Source organism: Gardnerella sp. DNF00109, assembly GCF_049262845.1.
Lineage (GTDB): Bacteria > Actinomycetota > Actinomycetes > Actinomycetales > Bifidobacteriaceae > Bifidobacterium > Bifidobacterium vaginale.
The window spans coordinates 805,516-827,712 of the sequence record NZ_CP058406.1; the positions used below are offsets into that span (position 1 = coordinate 805,516).

Below are 22,197 nucleotides of genomic sequence, written 5' to 3' on the forward strand. Positions count from 1 at the left end.
AATGCTTGAGCAGCCTTCACTTGATGGTTTAGCGCGCAAACCACGTAGGCGTAAGAAGAGTGATTCAACCCAGAGTCAAGCTGATAATTGCCCTATTGCTCATATTGTGCTGGATGTTCAAGCATCTCATCTCGGTAAAACTTTTGATTACATTGTTAGCAAAGATCAGGATGATTACGCTAAGCCAGGGTGTATGGTCCGCGTAAAATTTGGTACTAGACGCGTAAATGGAATTATTTGGAGTAGGAGTGAATCAAGCACAACACCAATATCTTCATTAAAGTTTATTGAAAAAATTATTCCAATAGGGGAAGTAGTTTCTAAATCTTTTATGGAAGATATTTCTTCAATAGCTGATGCTTATGGTGGAACAAGAGCTAATATTATTAGACTTGCTTTACCTAGAAGAATTGCTGGTGTAGATAAAGAAAATTTGCTGGACGATATTCATTTATCTAAAAGAGTAAAATGGATTAATGAATTACAAAAAAATTTTAGGTCTAATGATACTTGCGCGATATCTCAATACGATGGAAGTGAGAATCTTAGAAAAACAACATATGCTCGTATGATTGCAACATACAATAATGCGAATCTTCTTAAACAATCCTTAGAAGATGTTCATAAACCGTATTATTTGCATCATGAAAATAGTTCGCTTTCGAATAATTATAAGAATAATTGCAAAGCTTTTCTTATAGATGCCTTACCAGGAGCAATGAGATGGGCTCAGGATTTAGCGTGGATTATTGTAACTGCAATAAGAGCTGGTCGTCAAGTTGCTGTTGTTCTTCCTACAATTCGCGAAGTAAACGATGTTATGCGTGCCCTTATGGTTTATGGTCTTAAACCTTATAAAAAATCGCAGAATCCAAGTGGAACTTTAAGTGGAGATGTTGCTCGTCTTTGTGCATATGATTCTCCAGCAGACAGGTATAGAGCGTGGAGAGCTATAGAAAAAGGAATTGTTCCATGTGTTTTAGGAACAAGATCTGCAATGTATGCACCAGTTGAGTCGCAAGCGCTTTTTGTGATTGTAGAAGATGGCGCATATCAGTACGCAGATGGTATGATGCCTTACGCTCAAGCTAGAGGAGTTATGCGATTGCGCACACAAAATCATAATGGCGTTTTCATAACAATGTCTTTTGCTAGAAGCGTAATAAGTCAAAACGAATTAAAAGGAAAAAATCTTGCTGCAAAAGTAAGTGGACCTTTAATTGAAATTAAACCATTTAATACTATTGTTAGTAATGCTTGCCCATGGGTTCGTCTACTTAATTTGGATAACCTTAATAAGATAAATGACCCGAGTGCAGGATCTAGAATACCGTATACTGCACTAGCGTCGATTAGACAAACTTTAGACGCAAATCTGCCTGTTTTACTTGTTACAGCACAAGACGATACTGTTCAGCGTGCTGCATGCAAAAAATGCCATAGTATGGCTCGTTGTAAACGCTGTACAGGTCCTCTTGACTTACCTATAGATGGTTCTGCTCCTAAATGCGCATGGTGTGGAAGTGCTGCGATTGGCTGGAAGTGCTCGAATTGTTCTAGTGGATCTAACTTTATCGAGGCTATTCGTGTTGGCGTCAATTTTACTGCCAAAGAAATATTTAAGATTTTCAATGATGTTCCAATTATTATATCTTCCGCGAAGCAGAAAAGTGGTGTTATAGAGTGGATTGACCAGAAGCCGATGATTGTCATTTGTACTTTAGGAGCAGAACCTCGAGTTTTAAGCTCATCTAAAAATTCTTGCGGAGAATATGGTCTTGTTGCGATTTTAGACGCGTGGACGAGTCTTTACAACACTGGTTTAGATTCTCGAATAGACACTTTGAATGCTTGGATGAAAGCAGCTTCAATGTGTGCGTCAAAAAACAGAGGTGGAAGCGTTCTTATTTTGGGTGAAACTTACGATATTCTCGCTAAATCTTTGGAAGAATGGGATTCATCAATTCTTTCTAAACAAGAGTTGCAAGAAAGAAGTGAAGCACTTCTTCCGCCAACTGTATGTGTCGCAAGAATATGGGGTTTTAGGCAGGCTGTAGTAGATACGCTTAATGCGATTGGCGCAATGAGTGTAGATGTAAGCGAAGATATTACAAAAGTTGTAAGCAAAAATGGTGATTTAGATAGTTCTAGTAATCTTCCAATGTTAAAAGTCGAAACTAAAGATAGTGAATCTGTGGTTTCAGGCGATTCGAGTGAATCCGAATATCTTCCACCTTTACTTGGAATTGTTCCAATGAAGCCTCCTTCAACATTGCACGAGCAAAATTCTCAACGCTTTGAAGAGTTAAACGACAGAGTTAAAGCAGTTGTAAGAGTGCCATTAGAGTATAGAGATGAATTAGTTAATCGTTTGAAAAAAGAATGTGCAAAGCATTTTGCAATGCGAAAAAATGGTGAATTAAAATTTAGTGTGGATCCTAAGGATTTGTAAAATCGCATAAACTTATTAATAAAGACTTATAAATAAAGAGGTTAAAATGGTTGAAAAATGCTACAATTGCGCGGTTTTGGGCAATCCTATATCGCACTCTTTATCTCCAGTTCTACACAATGCTGCATATAAGGCATTGGGCTTAAATAATTGGCATTATGGTAAAGAAAAAGTTAGCGAGGAAGACTTAAAAGATTTTATTGCGCATCTTGACGATTCTTGGAAAGGCTTAAGCCTTACAATGCCACTTAAAAAAACAATTATGAGCCTAGGTGTAGCTTGCGATTATTGGTCTAAAACGCTTGGTGTTGCAAATACTGCTGTGTTTAGTAAAAAGCCATGCTTAGAAAATCCTGAGACGATTGAGCTTTGTAACACAGATGTAAATGGTATTGTAATGGCGTTAATACACTCTTTAAAGTCTCAAATATTAAACGCTAAAAGTGCGGTTATTATTGGCAGCGGAAACACTGCGTCTTCTGCAATGGCAGCTTTAATAGAAATTGCTCAAGGTTCAAAATTGAGTAAAGTTAGTGTTGTTGCAAGATTGCAAAGCGATGGTAAAACTGTTAAAGGCGTTAGTAGATTTAACGATTTAGTAGATAAATATAAATTGGATTTTCCAAATAGCAGAAGAATAGAGCCGTCTAACTTGAATCTTAAAAACAAACGTGGCTACAAGCCTGTTTGCGGTATAGAATTCCCTACTATTGATCCTGAGTTTATAAAAATATCGCAAGATATAGAAAAATGTGATAAATCTCACATTCTAGAATCTATTTCTTCGTTGGATGCAATTGAAGCAATTGTAAACGCAGATATTGTTATAAGCACTGTTCCTGCTCATATAGCAGACGGATTAGCGCTCGCTTTGTGTGAATATTGCAAGGAAAAGTCAATAAAACATTTAGGAGCTTTGCTAGACGTTGTATATGATCCTCGACCAAGCCAGATGCTTAAAGTTTGGAGAAAATATGGCATGGGTATTGGTGGAGAAGAAATGCTTTTATATCAAGCACTAGATCAAGTAAAACTCATGACTTTTGATTATAGGCATTCAAGTGATGATTCGTGTGATGATTCTTGCATAATCAAACACCAATCTGACAAGGCTACAGATTACGATTACATAAGAAGTTGCATGGAAAAAGCATTGAAGGAGGCGTTATGATCACTGAAAATAGTGAATTCTCGCAGGTGGCAAGCGATTTTGAAGTAATGCTCATTACTGGCATGAGCGGCGCTGGCAGATCTCATGCAGCAAATGCTTTGGAAGACATGGGCTGGTATGTTATTGATAATCTTCCTCCAAAGTTACTCATCCCTCTTGTAGACATGATGACATCTTCTGGATCTAAAGTTCATAAGCTTGCAGCAGTTATTGACGTAAGATCACGCGGATATTTTGATGATTTATTTGTTGTTTTGGGTCATATAGATGATTTAGGCGTAAAAACTCGAATACTATTTTTAGATGCATCTGATTCTGTGCTCATTAAAAGATATGAGTCAGTGCGCAGACCACATCCTTTGCAGCGCGGAGGAAGACTTATAGATGGTATTTTGGAAGAGCGTGAGCTTTTAGGTCATCTTAAAGATTGCGCGGATATTATTATCGATACTTCAAATCTTAGTATTCATCAGCTTTCCACTAAACTTTATGAGGGGTTGCTTGGAAAAGGATCTTCTACTGTATCTGTTCACATTTTTAGTTTTGGGTTCAAGTACGGAATGCCTATGGACGCCGATTTTGTGGCAGATATGCGATTTTTGCCCAATCCATTTTGGATTCCAGAGCTTAGGGATTTAACTGGAAAAGATAAAGCAGTTAGCGATTATGTTCTTAAAAATCCAGCGGCAATAGAATTCTTAGACTCTTACGAAAAAGCTCTTCTTACGGCAATTGATGGTTTTGCAAAAGAAGATAAGCATTATGTAACAATTGCTGTTGGATGCACTGGGGGTCAGCATAGGTCTGTAGCTATTAGCATAGAGCTTGCAAGAAGACTAAAATTAAGAGGATTGCAGGTTACAGTATCTGCTAGAGAGATGAGATCTAGAACATGATTTAGTTTCTCCTATAGGATTATGTAATATAAAAAGTAGAACTATAAAAAGGTAAAATGTCCAAGTCATTGGGTATCACAGAAAGCCGAGCATGTAGGTGTTTTGCACATCGTGCAACGGCATCTTGTATGAATCCCAACGCATACTCTAAGAAGAACAAAATAGGAGGTTTCCCTTGGCTCTTCTTGACGACGTAAAGAACGAACTCGTCGCAAATAATAGTGAGCTACCAGCGGTTGTTATGGCTCAGGCAGCAGCAATGATGCGTTTTGGTGGCGGCTTAAGGCCGGTTAATAATCAGGCTGTGATTCGTGCACAGTTTGATTCTCTAAGCGCAGCGCAATGGCTTGTAGATACGCTTGTGACGTGTTTCCAAAGAGAAGCAACGATTTCTCAAACTACTCGTCAGACTCCTACAGGTGTTGTTACTCGTTACGATGTTCTTGTGGAGCGAGGTGCTGCAGCTTTGGCTCTACAATCAGGTTTGTTGGACCGTCGTATGCATATCGTTGCTGGTCTTGCCCCTGAAATTGTTGGTGGAAGTATTGCGCAGGTTAAAGCTGCGTGGAGAGGTGCTTTCTTAGCTCATGGGGCTATATCCGATCCTGGAAAGGCAAGCTATTTAGAGATTGTTTGCCCAACTCATGAGGCTGCTACAGCGTTGCAAGCAATGGCAGCACGACTCGGAGTTGGTGCAAAGGCGCGCAAAGTTAAAAGCTCTGAGCGTGTTACTTTGAGAGATTCTGACGCTATTGAGCGTATGCTGATTTTGATTGGAGCTCCTCGTTCTGCTCGAGAATGGACTGGTAAGCGTTCTGATGGTGAAGCAAGAGGCAAAGCTAATCGACTGGCAAACTTTGATGATGCTAATATGCGCAGAAGTGCTAAAGCTGCTGCAGAAGCTTGCGAAAAGGTTCGTCACGCTTTCGATGTTCTTGGGGACGATATTCCAGAAAATCTTTTGATGGCAGGAAAGTTGCGACTGCAGCATAGTGATGCAAGTCTAGAAGAACTTGGTCATTTAGCGGATCCTCCGATTACAAAGGATGCTGTTGCTGGTCGTATTCGTAGACTTTTGCAGCTTTGCGCTAAAGTAGAAAAGTCGCGAATGTAATTGCTTTTTTGACTGAGTATTTATTCGTATTAGCCGCATACTTTGAGTATGCGGCATTTTTTGTAATTTTTTATTATCTAATTTTGGGCGTGCTTGTTGCGCACATGCGATATAATTGCTCATGGAATTTATAGACGTTTTAGCTTTGCTTTCGTCTTTTTTCTTGTTAAATTCGCCATCATGATTGGTTGAATCATGTTTTGGAAAGGATACCAATGAAGACACTTAAAGATTTGGGAGATTTGAGCGGCAAGCGCGTACTCGTTCGTGCCGATTTTAATGTTCCTCTTAAGGGCACGACTATCACAGACGACGGTCGTATTAAGGCTGCTTTGCCAACGATTAAAGCTTTGCGCGAGCAGGGCGCCAAGGTTATTTTAATGGCTCATCTTGGCCGTCCAAAGGGTCAAGTTGTTCCAGAGCTTTCTTTGGCTCCAGTGGCAGCTCGCTTAGGTGAACTTCTTGGTGTAAATGTTGCTTTGGCTGCAGATACTTACGGCGAAGATGCTCAAGCTAAGGTTGCTGCAATGAACAATGGCGACGTTGTTTTGCTTGAAAACGTGCGCTTTAACGCCGAAGAAACCAGTAAGGATGCGTCCGAACGCGCTGAATACGCTAAGAAGATTGCTGCTCTTGGAGAAGTTTTTGTTTCCGACGGTTTCGGTGTTGTTCACCGCGCCCAGGGTTCAAATTACGATGTTGCTGCCGATCTTCCAGCTGCTGCTGGCTTGCTTGTTGAGAAGGAAGTTAAGGCTCTTTCTCGCGCAACCGAAAATCCAGAGCGTCCTTTGACAGTAGTTCTTGGTGGATCTAAGGTTTCCGACAAGCTTGGCGTTATTGAAAACTTGCTTTCTAAGGCTGATCGCCTTGTTATTGGCGGCGGAATGGTGTTCACATTCCTTAAGGCTTTGGGTCATGAAGTTGGTACTTCTTTGCTTGAAGAGGATCAGCTCGAGAAAGTTAAGGGATATATTGAAACCGCCAAGAAGAATGGCGTTGAGCTTGTTCTTCCAACCGATATTGTTGTGAACGCTGGCTTCCCAGCAGGCGATACCCCTGTTGCTCCAGAAGTTGTTCCAGCGGATGCCATTCCAGCAGACAAGATGGGCTTGGATATTGGCCCTGATTCTCAAAAGCTTTTCCACGACAAGATTGTTGATTCCAAGACTGTTGTTTGGAATGGACCAATGGGCGTGTTCGAAGTTGCAGAGTTTGCTGCTGGTACTCGCGCTGTAGCTCAGGGTTTGGTTGATGCAACGAAGAACGGCACTTTCACTATTGTCGGTGGTGGAGATTCCGCTTCTGCAGTTCGTAATCTTGGATTCCCAGAAGATGGCTTCTCTCACATATCCACTGGTGGTGGCGCTTCACTCGAGTTCTTGGAAGGTAAGACGCTTCCAGGTTTGAGCGTGCTTGAGTAAGTGACTTTAAAATATTGTGCCGACTTCGATTTTATAAATTCTTTTTGTAGATCGGGGTCGGCATAATGTTAATTTTATCTTTATAACTAATTCTTAAGGGTGATTATGGTTGTCAATAGGAAACCGCTAGTTGCAGGCAATTGGAAGATGAATTTTAATCACCTCGAAGCCACTCATTTTATTCAAAAATTCTGGTGGCGTCTATGTGATTCTCGCTTCGATTGTAAAAAATGCGATATTGCTCTTATGCCATCGTTTACGTCCTTGAGAAGTGTGCAAGTATTAGTTGAGTCTGATAATCTTCCTATTCTTTATGGCGCGCAAGCAGTTTCCGTTACAGCTCAAGGCGCGTTTACTGGAGATGTTTCTGCAGATATGCTTGCAAGCTTGGGCTGCTCAATGGTGATTGTAGGTCATTCTGAGCGACGTAAGTATCATCCAGAAGATGATGCGAATATTGTTGACCAAGTGCGAGCTGTGCTTGCTGCTGGAATGCAACCTATTCTTTGCGTTGGTGAAAGTTTTGAAGAGCGCAAGCAGGGTATAGAGCTTGATTTTGCAGTTGGACAGGTTCATGACGTTACTCGCGATTTGGATTCTAAGCAGGCAGAGCGTTTGATTATTGCATACGAACCAGTTTGGGCTATTGGAACTGGAATGGTAGCTACAGCACAGTCTGCTCAAGATGCTGCTAAGGCTATTAGGGATGATCTGCAGGAAACTTTCGGGGATACTGTATCACAAAAAGTTAGAATACTTTATGGCGGCTCTGTAACGTCTTCTAATGCAGCAAGTCTTATTTGTGAGCCAGACGTTGATGGATTTCTTATTGGTGGAGCTTCTTTAGACATTGAGGAATTGGCTACTATTGTTCAATTGTCGTCTTACAAAAATCGAATTTAATACATAGGTCAATGGCTTTTACTATGCTTTACAAAGTACTCTAAAACAGGAGGTTACTTGTGTCCGCTGTGAAAATTGTTTTGCAAGTGTTGCTTGTGCTGACCAGCATTTTGTTGACATTGTTGATTTTGATGCACAAGGGCAAGGGCGGCGGTCTTTCCGACATGTTCGGCGGCGGTTTAACGAAGAACGCTGGTAGCTCTGGTGTTGCAGAAAAGAACTTGAATCGTTGGACTGTTATTATAGCGTTGATTTGGGTGGCTGTTATTGTTGCCTTGAATCTTATGACTAAGTTTTCACTTATCTAAGTATTCTTTTAAGCGCGTAGTCGAAAGATTGCGCGCTTTTTATTTTATAAGCAGAGCAGGTGTACATTTTGCTATGCTTTTTAAGATGTTAGAAGATGTTAGACTAATTAAAATACATTAGGTTATTGTTATGCTTCATTTTTCTCCTTCTCTTGTGGTAGCAGATCTTGATGGCACTATGCTTCATGATGCTAATGCTTTTGAAAGCAGATATTTAAGCCAAGAAACTGTTAGCGCTTCTAAGCGTTTGAGTGAATGTGGAATTCCGCTTGCTATTATTACTGCTCGACCTGTTGGAAGTGCTTTTGATTTTATTCACGATTTGAATGCTCAAGTTTGCGCGTACCTTAATGGTGCTCTTATTGATTTTGACTGTGCTCACAGCACGATAGGTGAGCTTACTTCGCAAAGAAGCCTTGATACTCTTACGCGTTTTGGATTTGATTCTCAACATGCTTGTAGTGTGTGTTTGCGCTTGCTTAATGAGATTCCTACGCTTCGCATTGGCATTGTTATGAACGATGTTCGTTACACTAATTTTGATGTTCGTATGCTTTGGAACGAGCAGGATTTTATTATTACCGATTTTTCTAATGTTCCGCGTGGCACAGCAGACAAGATTATTATTGTTCCTCGAGAGAGTGAGAAGGAAAAACTTCAGAGCATTCTTCCAACCGATTTTTCGCTACACATTAGCGAAGATGTTTTGTGGATGCTTACGAATCCTCTTGCAAACAAGGGGCATGCTTTGAACGTTATTTGCGATCGTTTGGGTGTAAAGCCTAGTCGCACAGTCGTTTTCGGAGACGATATTATAGATATAGACATGTTCCGCGCAGGGGGATACGGTGTAGCGGTATCGAATAGTAATCCTCGGTTGCTTGCGATTGCGGACGAGGTTTGTGATTCCAACAACAATAATGGCGTTGCTACCTGGCTTAATTCAAATCTTTTTACTAGATTGTGAATAACCCACCTTTCGTTACCGGCGAAGTTGTGTGACGAATTCTTTCGTAGAGAGTCAAACGGAAAGCTTGGTGACATTATCAGTGAAGAGAAGAAATCTACCATTAAAGTCGGAGCAGCTAAAGATCTCAATGGAGAATACCCATTTTTCATTAGTGGTGATGCTGTACTTTCTTGTGATAAACCACTAGTTAATAATCGACCCATTTATATTCCAAATGAGATTGAACTTAAGGTGTTTAATAGCATTGGATATGCCTGCTTATACGACTATATCGTATAATCAACGTGAAAATAGAGCTTTGATAGCTCTCCGTGATTGGCTTTTACCTATGCTCATGAACGGGCAAGCGACAATCGAAGATTAGGCAGCTAAATTATCATTTCTCTATCCATTAATTTCTTCTCCTTAATCTATAAATTTCAATTAAAAAAGCGACTGAACTTATATTTCAATCGCTAAATGTCTTATATATTAAATTGTTTTAAGTGTGGCTTCTTATCCTTACCATTTTTACATCCTAATTTTGAGTATAAAAAAGACGATAGAGTTTTAACTGTCTATCGTCTAATACCTTTACTATGATATTTTTAAATCTTTTTTGACCAATATACTTTTAATAATTTAGAAAATATTATTTGCACAAATGCAACTATTATTAACGCTAAAAAGGCTTCATAACTTACATATGCTACAAATAAAGAAACAGTTACAATAGCCATTGAAAATATAGGTATTATATTTGATCCTGACTTCATCTTTATTAATATCATTCTTTCATCTGTTTCTTTAGTATGCATCTTCTCCAATATATCTCTATTTCTATATGCTCTACCAAGCATTGACATGTAGAATACAGATACAAGTTCAAGTCCAATAAAAAATACTGCTACATAATATGTCACATCTTCTTTTAATGGGAATTTATATTTTAAGTAAAAATTTCCAATAATAACTGCGAGTAAGGCAACCATACATAATAAGACTAAAATACTAATTCTAAATCCTATTTCTTTTTTATATTTTTCTAATTTGTTCATATTAATCATCCTCTTCTATACTAAATATTTCTTCAATACTCATATCAAAAAACTTAGCAATTTTAAAAGCCAACGGCAGTGACGCTATATATTTTCCAGTTTCAATGGAAGTTATGGTCTGCCTTGTAACTCCAACTTCATTTGCCAATTCTTCTTGAGTTATTTTATGCTGTTTTCTTAATCGAAAAATTGTATTTTTCATTTTCCTCCTTCAACAGCAAGTTAACTTTACATATAATGTATAGCTCGCTTTGCTTTTTTTGTCAAGCGTACTTTGCTTTTTTATAATTTCTTAAACTAAAAAGACGATAGATTTTATTAACCATGTTCGTATAAAAAATGATGAAACAGAACCACAGTATTATGTAAAAGATAGCCACGCTTCGATTATTCCAAGAGATATTTTCTTTAAAGTTCAAGAAGAAATGGTAAGACGAGCCAACATGTTTAGTGGTGAGGAGAATAAAAAAAGAAGAGTTTATTCCAGTAAGTACGCTTTATCCAGCTTATGTGTTTGTTCTAAATGTGGGGATGTTTACAGAAGAATTGCTTGGAACAATCGAGGAGTGCGTTCTATTGTTTGGCGTTGTTGTACCAGATGGGAAAATGGTCCTAGTGCTTGCGATGCTCCGACAGTAAAAGAGGAAGAACTGCAGTCTGCTACAGTGAAAGCCATAAACAAGGTGTTTAGTATATCGGATGAAGTATTAGACATGTTGAAGAATAATATTAGAGAAATTATCGCGGGCAATAACTTAAACGAGATTGAAACGGTTGATAAAAGAATCGCGGACAAACAAGCGATACTACTAACCTTGCTTAAAGCTAAAAAAGACTACACGAAAACTGCCAACGAGATTGATGAGCTTAAGGTTAAGAAACAGCAGCTTCTTATAGAAAAAGCAGGTCAAGAAGATGCTAAAAGACGAATCAGAGAAATGGAAGATTTTCTGAAAAATGAGCGTCACGATATTAGTGAGTATGACGAGAAGCTGGTAAGAAAGTACATCAAGAAAATAAAAGTTTACGAGGACAAGTTCAGCGTAACTTTTAAATCAGAGATTAGCGTGAATATTGAAAGAGCATCATAAAAGCCAAAGTACTTTTAGCATTTGAAATGTTACAAAACTCAGCCTAGGGGGAATCATCTCTAGGCTATTTTTTATGCTCAAGAATCAAGCTATTAAGCCAATCTTAAACCTTTTAACGATAGCTTTTCCTATCGTTAAAAAGTGCACCCACTATCCATAGTGTGCACTCAAAAAGTGTAGCTATACTTGGAGTTCTCTCAATCCACGTCGAGAGTGTTGTATTGATGTCAAGGGCTTAATAGGTGGGTGCATTTTTGCCCTTGTGTAGCAGGGGTTTGCGAGGGCTATCGTTAAAAGGTTTAATGCGTGGCAGTTTTAAGCTGGGTTCTTGCGGTTTTTGAGTGCGATTTTGCTGTTTGAGGGAACATGTCAACGGTGTAGGGTCGAGTGCACAGGATGTTAACGTTAAAAGGTGCACCCACTTTGCACCCAGGCTGTGAAGTGGGAAAATTTATGCAGAAGGAAATGTACCGTAGCATATGTGTGAGAAAAAATATGCGAGTTTAGTGAACAGGTTTAATACTGTAGAGTCGAGGCTTAAGGAAGTTAAAGCTCGTATTGTTGAAAAGCAAGCGAGGCGTGATGAGGTTGAATATTTTATTGATGGCTTGAAAAAGCAGGACTTGTTAACAGCGTTCGATGAAAACGTCTGGCTTAGCATGGTTGACTATCTATGCGTGCATAAAGATGGAAAGGTTGAGTTTACTTTCCTTGATGGGAGCAAAACAGAATTAAAGCGTTAAGCTTATAGGAAATGTTAGAAGGCAAAATAAAAGCATATCAGCAAGCTGCTGACGTGCTTTTTTGCTGTTAAAAGAGTTACACGTTGAGTATAATAGGATAGATGTACATGAGATTCTTGAAATGAATTCAATTCTTCCTAACTTCTAAATCACGCTGTTTTAAAAATGTTAACCATTGCAGTATCACATCTAAAGCCAGTTTGGCGTTTCCTAAATTGCAATGATTTCCCGCATTTTCTTTTTCAGTAAAAAGGCGAAATGTGAGAGAGTTCGCATTGGTAAGTGCGTTGATTTCTTTGCTGATCATTCGGTAATCAACGAGGTGGTCTTGGTTGGCACCAAGAATCAATACATCTTGTTCAATCATGGAGGCCACATCCATAATCTGATATTTACTCACTTTCTTCAGATAATCATAAATGCTGTCAGCTCCATAGGCGTACATTCCATGATTGACACCCCATTGAAATAATGGGTCATTCTTCCGTATCAATTTCATCATGCAAAGAATAGGGCTGAGAACGATGCGAAGATTATGTTTCAACATAAACCGAACGATACCGGCTACCTTTTTTGGTATTTGGTCGAGAACCACGTCAAGAAAGTCCGGAAAAACAGACCAAGATACAGCCCTTGTAATTCTCTTGTCAAGTGCAGCAGCACGCAGGGCCAGCATAGCTCCCAAAGAAACACCAATAATAATGACGTCATTCAAGTGAAAGAAATCTAATATTGCTTTGACCGGACGTTCCCAAGCATATGTAAAGTGTTTACCTTGAACACGAAGAACGTTGCCTTGTCCAGGACCTTCAAATAGATATACATCATACCCGTGTTCAGAAAGATATAACATCGGCAAAAACATTTCCTCAAAGCATGAATCGTTACCACCGTGTAAAAGAATGGTGCCCTTACATTGTTTTTGAGTTTTTGCAACCATGATTGGCAGCATAACATCTTCATATGGAACTTGAATTTTCTGGACACGTCTCTCATCGAAATAAGAATGGTAATACTCATAAAACAGTCCTGTGGCTTTTATATAGTATTCCTTGTTGCCAGGATTTCCATCAAAAAATTCGCTCATCTGGTAATATGCAATTGCCTGAGGGATTCTGTTTTGAGAGAGTGCATGATCCCCAAGGTAAATCATTTCCTGTTTCCAGCTTGTGCTGTCTGTAATCCTTTTGGCAGCCTGCATCACATCGTTTAAATTCCCTCCATCCCAAAGAATGACACGGTTAAGCTGAAAGTTAAAATTAGGATCAGGATTTAGGTGATACATACCTTGTTTAAATTCCAACTCCATGCAAAAGACCTCCTTAAAAATTTGCTATTTGTGGGTAATTAAACTTCCCACTTCTTGATAAAAGTTTCAAACGATTTCATACATCTATGCAAAACAGCCACCATTAAGAGCATCAAAATAGCGCCTACTACACAACTGATCCATAATTGAGCTGTGGTAAAAGAAAGGAATTCATTTGAAATCCAAAGGATATAAAAGCAAAACGGAAGTAACGGGACTGCGGTGACCACTCCGGGTACATAGCCTTTAAATTGCGACGCCAACATACAATGCACAATCAGGTGAATGGTAAATCCAAAAAATAATCCCAGCCACAAAAAGTACCAATCAAAGATACAAGCAGAGAGCGATAAAGCTGAAATAATGAAAAATTCAATCAATACACCAATGGAAAATGACGGGGTGCTTCCCAAATCGGCAAATGGAATCTTCTTCATTTTTGTTGTTTGTATTTTTCTTTTATATTTCCGTTTCCATGCCTCCACAAAAATAATCTCCTCGAAGTCATGCAGCATAAAAATAACCGGGAACAGCCAAACAATCGTATTTATTGTATTCATAAAATTGAGCCTCCTTTATCTGTCTCACTTGTGTCACTTTCTAATTTATATTATATTCAAAAAGACATGATTGTTAATGGAAGAAGTTCAAGTGCTACAATCCCGAAAAAGTGTGACAGGAGGACCAAAATGAGTTTGGTAGAAAAGGAAAAGAATCCCATCGCTGAGCAATCCCGTCAATGGTTGATGCAGTCCTTGTTGGATCTTATGAGCCAAAAAGACTACGCTCGTATTACCGTAACAGAAATCGCCGAACATGCGCTTTTATCAAGGAGAACTTTTTATCGGATCTTTGATTCGAAGGAGCAGGTATTACAGCAATGCTTCTTAGAAAGATGTGAGGACTACATTACTTATTTTCAAAAAGACAGGCACTATACACTGGAGCAGATTGTGGAAGTGTTTTTTACCTTTTGGGAGAAACAGATCAACTTTTTGCGTCTTTTGCAGCGGAATCATCTGTTCTATTATCTGCTGGAAGAATTCAATCGGGCCTTACCTGTGATTTATGACACCGTTCGTGGAAATCAAAATTTGTACGATAGCATCTTTGAAAAGAAAGCTGCACTGCTTGTCAGTGCCGGTGCACTTTGGAATCTTCTTTCCGAATGGATGCAAATGGAAAATCGCCCGTCTCCAAAAGAAATATCTAAAATGATGCTACAAATAATTGCATCTAATTCTTGAGTTTTTTAATAGTTAATCTGATACACTAACGGTAGTAATTGCGCGAAAAAGGCTGACAAAATCTTTATAAAAAATAGTTAAAACAGCCGGTCAATTATTACAATCGACCTGTTTTTATGCTTAAGGCACTTAGTTTTCAAGATATAATAAGTGCTAGACTGATTTCAATAGATGAAGGAGGTGCTTTTTATGTCCAATTCAAACTCAAATTACACTAAGCAACTCATTGATGATTACTGTGTGCTGGATACCGAAACGACCGGCTTATCTGCGTATTACGATGAAATTATTGAAATTGGTATTTTAAGGGTCAGGAACAATGAAATTGTAGATCGTTATGACCAGTTGATTAAACCAAACTTTGACATAGACGATTTTATTACAGCATTAACAGGAATAACTAATGACATGCTGGAAGGTATGCCATCTATAGACAGTGTTAAAACGGATGTACTCTCGTTCATAGGTGATGACATTATCCTTGGTCATAACACCTCTTTTGATATGCGTTTTTTGAATGAAGGCTTTAAGGAACAATTGTCTAATCAGTATATGGATACGATGCAATTTGCTCGTAAACTGTATCCTGAGTTGAAGCATCACAGACTCTCCGATTTAACTGACTACTTAGGCTTACACAATAATGAACACCGTGCTTTATCAGACTGCACATCAACGAAAGAACTATATGATGCTGTAAAAGCTAGTATGGCTGAGAAGAATCTCGCTATTGAAGATTTATGGATCGCCGGCGAAAGCCACGGCGGCAAAGGAATAGATATCAAAGCCATTAAGCCTACTGAAGCGGTCATTGATGAAGATGGATTTTTCTATAATCGACATGTGGTTTTCACTGGTAAGCTTGAGAAAATGCTTCGCAAAGATGCGATGCAGATTGTAGTGAATCTCGGCGGTGTCTTAGATAATAGCGTGAATAAGCAGACGAACTATCTGATCCTTGGTGACAATGACTACAATGCAATTCTTAAAGGTGAAAAGTCATCAAAGCATAAAAAAGCAGAAAAGCTCAAGCTTGAGGGTCAAGATATAGAAATCATAGATGAGCGGACTTTCTATGATTTGCTAAATGTGTGAAGTTGGATGATTGAGAGGTGATTACGTGTCTAAAATAAATGTTGAAGGTTCAGAAATCAGCATTATTGCCATTGACAATAGAGATTATATTTCTTTAACGGATATGGTTAGAAATATTGATAACGGTTCTGCTTTGATTGAAAAGTGGCTTAGGAATAAGAATACGATAGAGTTTCTAGGTATTTGGGAAGAAATGTATAACACGAATTTTAATTCCACCGAATTCGAGGGAATTAAAAATGAAGCAGGACTTAACCGTTTTATATTATCTGTTAAGCAATGGGTGTGGAAAACCAATTCTGTCGGTATTGTTGCTAGAGCGGGAAGATATGGTGGAACTTATGCTCATAAAGATATAGCGTTTGAGTTTGCTTCTTGGGTATCGCCATACTTTAAATTATATTTAATCAAAGAATTTGAACGTCTAAAGGAAGAAGAACAGAAGAAGCTAGGATGGGATATTAAAAGAAATTTGGCAAAAATCAATTATAGAATTCACACAAATGCCATTAAGAACAAACTTGTACCAGATAAACTTTCAAAAGAAAAAATCAATTTTATTTATGCAAATGAAGCGGATATTCTTAATGTTTCTTTATTTGGAATAACAGCTAAAGAGTGGCGTGATGAAAATCCGGATTTAAAAGGCAATATTAGAGATTATGCAGATATATCTCAGCTTGTTTGCCTTTCTAATCTTGAGAATCTTAATGCTGTATTTATAAATGAAGGTATGAGTCAATCTGAAAGATTGGAGAAATTAAATGCAATAGCTATTGAACAAATGAGGATACTGTCTGAAAGTGAATCAATTAAAAAATTACAATAAGCTGCGTCGTATCATTGGGAAACAGTGGCGGTGTCTCAAGAAGAGTTTCGTATACCAGAAAACTATATTCAAATAGGAAGGCCTATGCGATAAATTCAGGTATTTTAGGAGAAAAGGAATATATGGATATTTGGGATACAATGTATGAAAAGGTGAAGACACAATTTCATCCGGAGGAAGTTTCTCCATTCGTTTACGCACATCATGTTGTATGTGCAATAGAAGCTGAAAACGGAGAAATTTTCACGGGTTTCTGCATTGAGAGCTGCAGTGGGGTTCTTAATTTGTGCGCAGAGCGCGTAGCCGCTCTTAATATGTATGTGAATAGCGGACAGACGAAGGTGAAGCGCTTCATCGCATTCCGCGACAAGGCACCTTATGGCGCGGGAAGCGGTATGCCTTGTGGGGCGTGTAGAGAGTTCTTTTATCAATTGAATGAAGAAAATGAAAAAATGGAGATTATGGAGGACTTTGAACAGCGGAAGACTGTCACATTGAAGGAGCTCATGCCAAATTGGTGGGGCAAAGATAGATATGCTGAAGCGAAAGCAAAATGACCCTCCCGCTTGTATAGACGCCCACACTGCCATTTCGGTTTCATATTTAGTCCCTATGGGTTTCCGATGATAGGAGCGACTGTGATAGCATTTATTGAATTAATAAATTATAAGATTAAGGCAGTGTAGGTAAATTTAAATTTCTGGAGGAGAAAATGGTGGATGAATTAAGAAAAGAAATTACAATTCAGCAGAAAAAAGGATTGCCATTTATCATGGCATCGGTGATTATATGGCTTCTGATAGTACTTGTGTCAATTTTAAATATCAATATGAATATGAAAAATTTATTGGTATTTTGCTGTTCATGCCCATTATTACCGCTGGCTTGGCTCATTGGTAAACTTATAAAGGTGGATATCTTTTCAAAACAAAATCCACTTGGACAATTAGGCTTCATTTTCACCTTAAATCAAATGATTTATTTATTAATCGTTATGTGGGTGTTTAGTGCGGTTCCGGAAAAGATGATTATGGTATACGCTATGGTGTTTGGAGCACATTTATTTCCCTATTCATGGTTGTATCAATCAAAGGGATATACGGTTGCTGCAATTTCCATTCCGATGATTTCCTTGATTTTAGGATGTGCATTAAACGGCACAACGGTTGCTGTTGTGGCATGTATCATTGAGATAGTATTTGCCTGTGTATTACATATGGAATTAAAGAAAATGGGAGATAACTACAACAAATCCCAGTTTGTAGAGCTTAGCAAGGATCAAGTTTCTATGAAATAGAAATCTAAATACGTTATGTGTAAATAATTAAGGCGGTAGTAATATCGTCTTTTTTGATGCCTAAAAAGGTTTCAGAATTCAAGGCTAAAGTTTCAGAGTTCAAAGCTAAGGTTTCATTGTATCCAACACGTGATGAAACTATATAAGAAAACTGTCAACGAGATTGATGAACTGAAAGTTAAGAAACAGCAGCTTCTTATAGAAAAAGCAGGTCAAGAAGATGCTAAAAGACGAATCAGAGAAATGGAAGATTTTCTGAAAAGTGAGCGTCACGAGCTTAGTGAATATGACGAGAAGCTGGTAAGAAAGAGCATCATAAAAGTCAAAAGGCTGTAAGCGTCTGAAACGTTACACAATCCAACCTAGGGGGAATCCTCTCTAAGCTGTTTTTATGCTCAAAATCAAGCTATTAAGCAGGTCTTAAACCTTTTAATGATAGCTTTTCCTATCGTTAAAAAGTGCACCCACTATCCATCCTGTGCACTCAAAAAAGTGTAGCTATACTAGGAGTTCTCTCAATCCACGTCGAGACTGTCGTATTGATGTCAAAGGCTGATTAGGTGGGTGCAAATTTGCCTTTGTGTAGCAAGGCTTAGCGAGGTCTATCGTTAAAAGGTTTAATGCGAAGCGGCTTTAAGCTGGGTTCTTGTGGTTTTTGAGTGTGATTTTGCTGTATGAGGGAAGATATCGACGCTATGGGGTCGAGTGCACAGGATGTTAACGTTAAAAAGTGCACCCACTTTGCACCCACCCTGTGAAGTGGGGAATGTCAATCAACGTTGAAACTCTAACCCTGCTATCGCGCGATTAGCAAAGCTAATCGATGCGAAGCAGAGGTAGGTCTCATGTCAAGAATCTCCAAGAGAAGCGACCGAATAGGAAGCTTCGATTGGAAAGATTCGACGGCGGAGGCTCTAGTATTGATGACAAGAATAAATTAGAGTTTGTGGAGGACTGGATTGAATATAAAAGTAAAAGAAATTGAGAATAAACTAGAAAAGGAATCTGTATCGAGAGAAGTATTGTATGATCTTCAAGAATGGTTTGGAATGCCAGAAAGTACAGAAGAATATATTCAAGATTCACAGGAAAAGCCTTTTCTTGCTTGTTATATTAATGATAAACTTGTTGGGTTTATTGTGTTAAACGCAACCAGCAAGGATTGTGCAGAGATTTTTGTGATGGGTATAAAAAAGAAATTCCATAGAATGGGAGTTGGCTCGGTACTTAACAAAGCATACGAAGCTATGGCAAGGAAGATGGGTTACACATACTCACAGGTAAAAACTGTTCAGATGGGACACTACAAAGAATATGATATTACAAATCATTTTTATATCGCGATGGGATATAAAGAATTGGAATGTTTTCCAACTTTATGGGATGAGTGGAATCCGTGTCAAATATATATTAAATATCTAGGAGTGTGAGAACTCTAAGTTTATTTGCTTGAAACCTTTTAACGATAGGCAGAGATAATTGTTAAAAGGTTCATGGATATGTTTCTGCATACGAACATGTCGATAAGACATACCTAGTGTTTACTCGTTTAATCTTGTAATTACAGTATTTCTATTAAGCTTAACTTTGCCTTTTCTCTTTATATATTCTTCAATATCAAACACATTCTTCTTGTCATAATCTTCTAAGAGCGCAGTTTGGCTGTATGAGGGAAGATGTCAACGCTCTAGGGTCGGGTGCACAGGATGTTAACGTTAAAAAGTGCACCCACTTTGTACCCCCCTGTCTAAAAAATTTAACATTTTGAAAGGAGAAATAATGGAAACAATAGTATCCGCTTTATTAGTTTTTGTTTCTACATCCATTGACTACTTAGTTGTTTTGACTATTTTATTCGCTAGTCAAGGAAAGAAAGGTTTGAAATCAATTTATGTAGGGCAGTATTTAGGTACAGGACTGCTTGTACTGGCTAGTCTTATTGCCGCTTACTTTTTAAATTTTATTCCACAAGATTGGATTATCGGACTCCTTGGTCTAATTCCGCTAGGTCTTGGTATAAGAGCAATTTTTGTGGATGAAGATATTGATGAAGAAGATATCGAGGGGAAAATTACCGGAGATGGATCAAAAATCTTAGCATTTACAAGTTTAACAGTGGCAATGGGTGGAGATAATTTAGGAATTTATATCCCCTATTTTACAGGAAAGAGTTTGATTGAGATTAGTATAAGTTTAGTAATATTTGCCTTAGGGATTTTGATTCTATGCAAATTATCTCAAAATCTCGCCTCAATTTCTGCTATCGGAGAGACTGTGGAAAAGTATGAAAAAGTAATTGTACCTGTCGTGTTTATTGGACTCGGTCTCTATATATTGATTGAAAATGGAACTATTAATTATTTCATAGGTCAAGTCCTAAAAGTTGTGTAAATTCATTTCCTTCCCTTTATCTGCTATTTTTATGTTCAAACTCAAACGAGAAAATAAGTGGTGCTTCCCACCGTCACGGCGCTTGATTGTGCTATCAGATGCAGGAGGCTGATTAGGTGGGTGCATTTTAGTCCTTGTGTAGCAGGGGTTTGTGAGTGCTATCGTTAAAAGGTTTAGCGTGTGGCGGCTTTAGGCTGGCTTGGTGTGGTTTTTGAGCGCAGTTTGGCTGTATGAGGGAACATGTCTACGCTCTAGGGTCGAGTGCACAGGATGTTAACGTACTTCGCGTGCGTTGAAAGCACACTGTGCTTTCAACTTTGAGCAAGCTCAGCGAATCGAAGTGCATTCGCGAATTATGTTTTAATCGCTCATGCAGGTCGATTCGCCACTTTGCACCCACCCTGTGAAGTGAGGATATACAGTATAGTTTGCGTAATTATTTATCACGCAAAAAACATGATAATAAAATTTATACAAGCAAAAAGAGATGTTACTCAAATGGCATAATTGTAAAAAGTCACTTTATAACGTTCTCCTATATCGTGGGGCTTAAATCTAAGCCCCACTTTTTATATTCAAAACTATTTTTTTAAATAAATAAAAGTCAAAGACTTTACATATTTAACGCTTATTCTTAGCTAAAATACCTGTTTTTAATATCATTCGTAAGCATGCACTGAACAAAAAAATACAAAACAATATATTGCATATAAAAGGTGAAATACTGCGCGCAGTTATTGCGCCTAAGTTTACAGTAAATGTCGCAAAAATACCGATAATAATTCCTTCAGTAAAATGAGTATAATGGTAACGAGCATTAGCAATACTACCACTTATAGCTGTAGGAAGCGTGACAAGCAAAGCAGTTCCTCTTGCCATAAGGTCTCCCATGCCGAGCAAAAGTTGCACGCATGGCACTATAATTCCTCCGCCACCAACGCCTAAAATACCTGAAAAAATACCAGAAAAAACGCCTATAAATATAAGACATATAGCTTTTAAAAAACTAACATTAAAATCTACATTTCTTAACGGAATCCAAACTTGACTAGAACATATAACTAGTAATACAAAAAGTGTAAAACACCAAGGAAATATTTTTTTAGGCAAAATATGTGAAAAATATACCCCAATTTGTGATCCGAAAACTGAACCTATTATTAGAAAAAATGCTGATAAAAATGACACTTTGCCGTCTAAACCGTAAACAATGCTTCCACAAAGCGACGTTATAATTATGGCAACAAGAGAAGTAGCAGTAGCATGACGCTGATCAAATTTCATAAAAACAGTTAATGCAGGAACTATCACCATTCCTCCACCTACACCGAACAATCCTGATAAGAAACCTGCTAATAGTCCAATGAAAACGATTAAAACAATATTATGGAAATTATATTTGGTTTTAAAAATATTTCTCAACATATATCTTTTCTTCACAAATTACCTCCTCGTAATTTATTCACTACTTTTACTATGTTATATGAAAAATAGAATGTTTCTATACTAGTTCAATTGTAATTTATGTATTTATTTATCTAATTAACGTAAGTAATGGATAATAAGAAGTTTATCGCAGAGACGAAAGATGTTCGTTTAACGGTGAAACGTGCTGATACCTTTGGTGTGAGCTTTGTTAACTGTGAACAAGATATATTGAGGGTTGAGGAAGCGCAAAATGTTATAAGGCTTATTCAAACTAAAAAAGTTTCAGCTTCGAATTGGCTGAGGTGGTTTACTCAGGGTATGCCTGAAATTGTTGTGAGTTTGCCACATGATGTGGAAGTTTGTGAGGTTGAATCTGATTCTAATCAAGTGCTCATCACGGATATTGAGATTGGTAAGCTTTATGTAGAAGTGAACAATGGCTTTGTATCCACTGGAGAAAGATAAAATTCATATTTAATGAAATTGACAATCAGG

Annotated in this window: 25 protein-coding genes and 1 pseudogene; 20 read left to right on the forward strand and 6 right to left on the reverse strand. The window is 38.0% G+C overall.

Annotated features, from left to right (window positions below; translation table 11 throughout):
• Position 1 precedes the first annotated feature (1 nt).
• From HXT20_RS03070 to HXT20_RS03105, 8 genes are all read left to right on the forward strand, one after another.
• Entirely contained in the window at positions 2-2,452 is a 2,451-nt protein-coding gene (locus HXT20_RS03070; protein ID WP_009994738.1) for a primosome assembly protein PriA, read from the forward strand.
• A gap of 46 nt (positions 2,453-2,498) precedes the next feature.
• Positions 2,499-3,623: a shikimate dehydrogenase gene (locus HXT20_RS03075; protein ID WP_075038647.1), complete on the forward strand. Its 1,125-nt coding sequence runs from the start codon at positions 2,499-2,501 to the stop codon at positions 3,621-3,623.
• Positions 3,620-4,519, forward strand: a complete 900-nt coding sequence (gene rapZ / locus HXT20_RS03080; RefSeq protein WP_014554604.1) for an RNase adapter RapZ — start codon at positions 3,620-3,622, stop codon at positions 4,517-4,519. Before HXT20_RS03075 ends, rapZ begins: the two co-directional genes overlap by 4 nt.
• A 175-nt stretch (positions 4,520-4,694) precedes the next feature.
• Positions 4,695-5,633: a DNA-binding protein WhiA gene (whiA, locus tag HXT20_RS03085; RefSeq protein WP_004111755.1), complete on the forward strand. Its 939-nt coding sequence runs from the start codon at positions 4,695-4,697 to the stop codon at positions 5,631-5,633.
• Positions 5,634-5,848: 215 nt separating this feature from the next.
• Positions 5,849-7,054 (forward strand): phosphoglycerate kinase, encoded by a 1,206-nt coding sequence (locus tag HXT20_RS03090; protein WP_075038648.1) that lies wholly within the window; start codon positions 5,849-5,851, stop codon positions 7,052-7,054.
• 105 nt (positions 7,055-7,159) lie between these two features.
• Positions 7,160-7,957, forward strand: coding sequence for a triose-phosphate isomerase (gene tpiA, locus HXT20_RS03095; RefSeq protein ID WP_020759502.1), 798 nt, complete (start codon positions 7,160-7,162; stop codon positions 7,955-7,957).
• 59 nt (positions 7,958-8,016) lie between these two features.
• Positions 8,017-8,265 (forward strand): preprotein translocase subunit SecG, encoded by a 249-nt coding sequence (gene secG / locus HXT20_RS03100; RefSeq protein WP_004115170.1) that lies wholly within the window; start codon positions 8,017-8,019, stop codon positions 8,263-8,265.
• 130 nt (positions 8,266-8,395) lie between these two features.
• Entirely contained in the window at positions 8,396-9,232 is an 837-nt protein-coding gene (locus HXT20_RS03105; protein WP_415698078.1) for an HAD hydrolase family protein, read from the forward strand.
• A gap of 590 nt (positions 9,233-9,822) precedes the next feature.
• Here the strand turns inward: HXT20_RS03105 and HXT20_RS03110 are convergent.
• Entirely contained in the window at positions 9,823-10,272 is a 450-nt protein-coding gene (locus HXT20_RS03110; protein WP_004111746.1) for a hypothetical protein, read from the reverse strand.
• 1 nt (position 10,273) lies between these two features.
• Positions 10,274-10,474 carry a helix-turn-helix transcriptional regulator gene (locus tag HXT20_RS03115; protein ID WP_004111744.1) on the reverse strand — a complete coding sequence of 67 codons (201 nt, stop codon included), beginning with the start codon at positions 10,472-10,474 and terminating at the stop codon, positions 10,274-10,276.
• A gap of 241 nt (positions 10,475-10,715) precedes the next feature.
• On the opposite strand from HXT20_RS03115, the gene HXT20_RS03120 reads away from it, so the two are divergent.
• Positions 10,716-11,363 carry a zinc ribbon domain-containing protein gene (locus HXT20_RS03120; RefSeq protein ID WP_415698077.1) on the forward strand — a complete coding sequence of 216 codons (648 nt, stop codon included), beginning with the start codon at positions 10,716-10,718 and terminating at the stop codon, positions 11,361-11,363.
• Between the two features lie 479 nt (positions 11,364-11,842).
• The gene (locus HXT20_RS03125) at positions 11,843-12,106 is read left to right on the forward strand and encodes a hypothetical protein (RefSeq protein WP_004111740.1); all 264 of its coding nucleotides are present in this window, start codon (positions 11,843-11,845) and stop codon (positions 12,104-12,106) included.
• Between the two features lie 127 nt (positions 12,107-12,233).
• Here the strand turns inward: HXT20_RS03125 and HXT20_RS03130 are convergent, their stop codons facing one another.
• Both HXT20_RS03130 and HXT20_RS03135 read right to left on the reverse strand, forming a co-directional pair.
• A complete protein-coding gene (locus HXT20_RS03130) occupies positions 12,234-13,415 on the reverse strand; it encodes an alpha/beta fold hydrolase (RefSeq protein ID WP_004111738.1) in 1,182 nt (393 codons plus the stop codon).
• A 38-nt stretch (positions 13,416-13,453) separates the two neighbouring features.
• Positions 13,454-13,975 carry an HXXEE domain-containing protein gene (locus HXT20_RS03135; RefSeq protein ID WP_101890206.1) on the reverse strand — a complete coding sequence of 174 codons (522 nt, stop codon included), beginning with the start codon at positions 13,973-13,975 and terminating at the stop codon, positions 13,454-13,456.
• A gap of 129 nt (positions 13,976-14,104) precedes the next feature.
• Here HXT20_RS03135 and HXT20_RS03140 point away from each other — a divergent pair, with 129 nt between their 5' ends.
• From HXT20_RS03140 to HXT20_RS03175, 8 genes are all read left to right on the forward strand, one after another.
• Positions 14,105-14,662, forward strand: a complete 558-nt coding sequence (locus HXT20_RS03140; RefSeq protein ID WP_004111734.1) for a TetR/AcrR family transcriptional regulator — start codon at positions 14,105-14,107, stop codon at positions 14,660-14,662.
• A 189-nt stretch (positions 14,663-14,851) separates the two neighbouring features.
• On the forward strand, positions 14,852-15,757 hold the full coding sequence (locus HXT20_RS03145; RefSeq protein ID WP_004115155.1) for a BRCT domain-containing protein: 906 nt from the start codon (positions 14,852-14,854) through the stop codon (positions 15,755-15,757).
• A gap of 25 nt (positions 15,758-15,782) precedes the next feature.
• Entirely contained in the window at positions 15,783-16,586 is an 804-nt protein-coding gene (locus HXT20_RS03150; protein WP_004111730.1) for a KilA-N domain-containing protein, read from the forward strand.
• 122 nt (positions 16,587-16,708) lie between these two features.
• The gene (locus HXT20_RS03155) at positions 16,709-17,143 is read left to right on the forward strand and encodes a cytidine deaminase family protein (protein WP_004111727.1); all 435 of its coding nucleotides are present in this window, start codon (positions 16,709-16,711) and stop codon (positions 17,141-17,143) included.
• Between the two features lie 66 nt (positions 17,144-17,209).
• The gene (locus HXT20_RS03160) at positions 17,210-17,272 is read left to right on the forward strand and encodes a hypothetical protein (protein ID WP_232500492.1); all 63 of its coding nucleotides are present in this window, start codon (positions 17,210-17,212) and stop codon (positions 17,270-17,272) included.
• A 26-nt stretch (positions 17,273-17,298) separates the two neighbouring features.
• Positions 17,299-17,883, forward strand: a complete 585-nt coding sequence (locus tag HXT20_RS03165) for a DUF7010 family protein (RefSeq protein WP_004111725.1) — start codon at positions 17,299-17,301, stop codon at positions 17,881-17,883.
• A gap of 132 nt (positions 17,884-18,015) precedes the next feature.
• Entirely contained in the window at positions 18,016-18,219 is a 204-nt protein-coding gene (locus HXT20_RS03170; protein ID WP_422114461.1) for an integrase, read from the forward strand.
• A 623-nt stretch (positions 18,220-18,842) separates the two neighbouring features.
• Complete coding sequence (locus tag HXT20_RS03175) at positions 18,843-19,313, forward strand: GNAT family N-acetyltransferase (RefSeq protein WP_004111719.1); 471 nt, start codon at positions 18,843-18,845, stop codon at positions 19,311-19,313.
• A 111-nt stretch (positions 19,314-19,424) separates the two neighbouring features.
• Here the strand turns inward: HXT20_RS03175 and HXT20_RS03180 are convergent.
• Positions 19,425-19,535: pseudogene (locus HXT20_RS03180) on the reverse strand (conjugal transfer protein TraG); the annotation flags it as partial.
• 127 nt (positions 19,536-19,662) lie between these two features.
• Between HXT20_RS03180 and HXT20_RS03185 the strand changes: the two are divergent.
• On the forward strand, positions 19,663-20,274 hold the full coding sequence (locus HXT20_RS03185) for a CadD family cadmium resistance transporter (protein WP_004120505.1): 612 nt from the start codon (positions 19,663-19,665) through the stop codon (positions 20,272-20,274).
• Between the two features lie 621 nt (positions 20,275-20,895).
• Here the strand turns inward: HXT20_RS03185 and HXT20_RS03190 are convergent.
• On the reverse strand, positions 20,896-21,699 hold the full coding sequence (locus HXT20_RS03190) for a sulfite exporter TauE/SafE family protein (protein WP_019261274.1): 804 nt from the start codon (positions 21,697-21,699) through the stop codon (positions 20,896-20,898).
• Between the two features lie 129 nt (positions 21,700-21,828).
• On the opposite strand from HXT20_RS03190, the gene HXT20_RS03195 reads away from it, so the two are divergent.
• Positions 21,829-22,167 (forward strand): hypothetical protein, encoded by a 339-nt coding sequence (locus HXT20_RS03195; protein WP_004573940.1) that lies wholly within the window; start codon positions 21,829-21,831, stop codon positions 22,165-22,167.
• Positions 22,168-22,197: the final 30 nt, after the last annotated feature.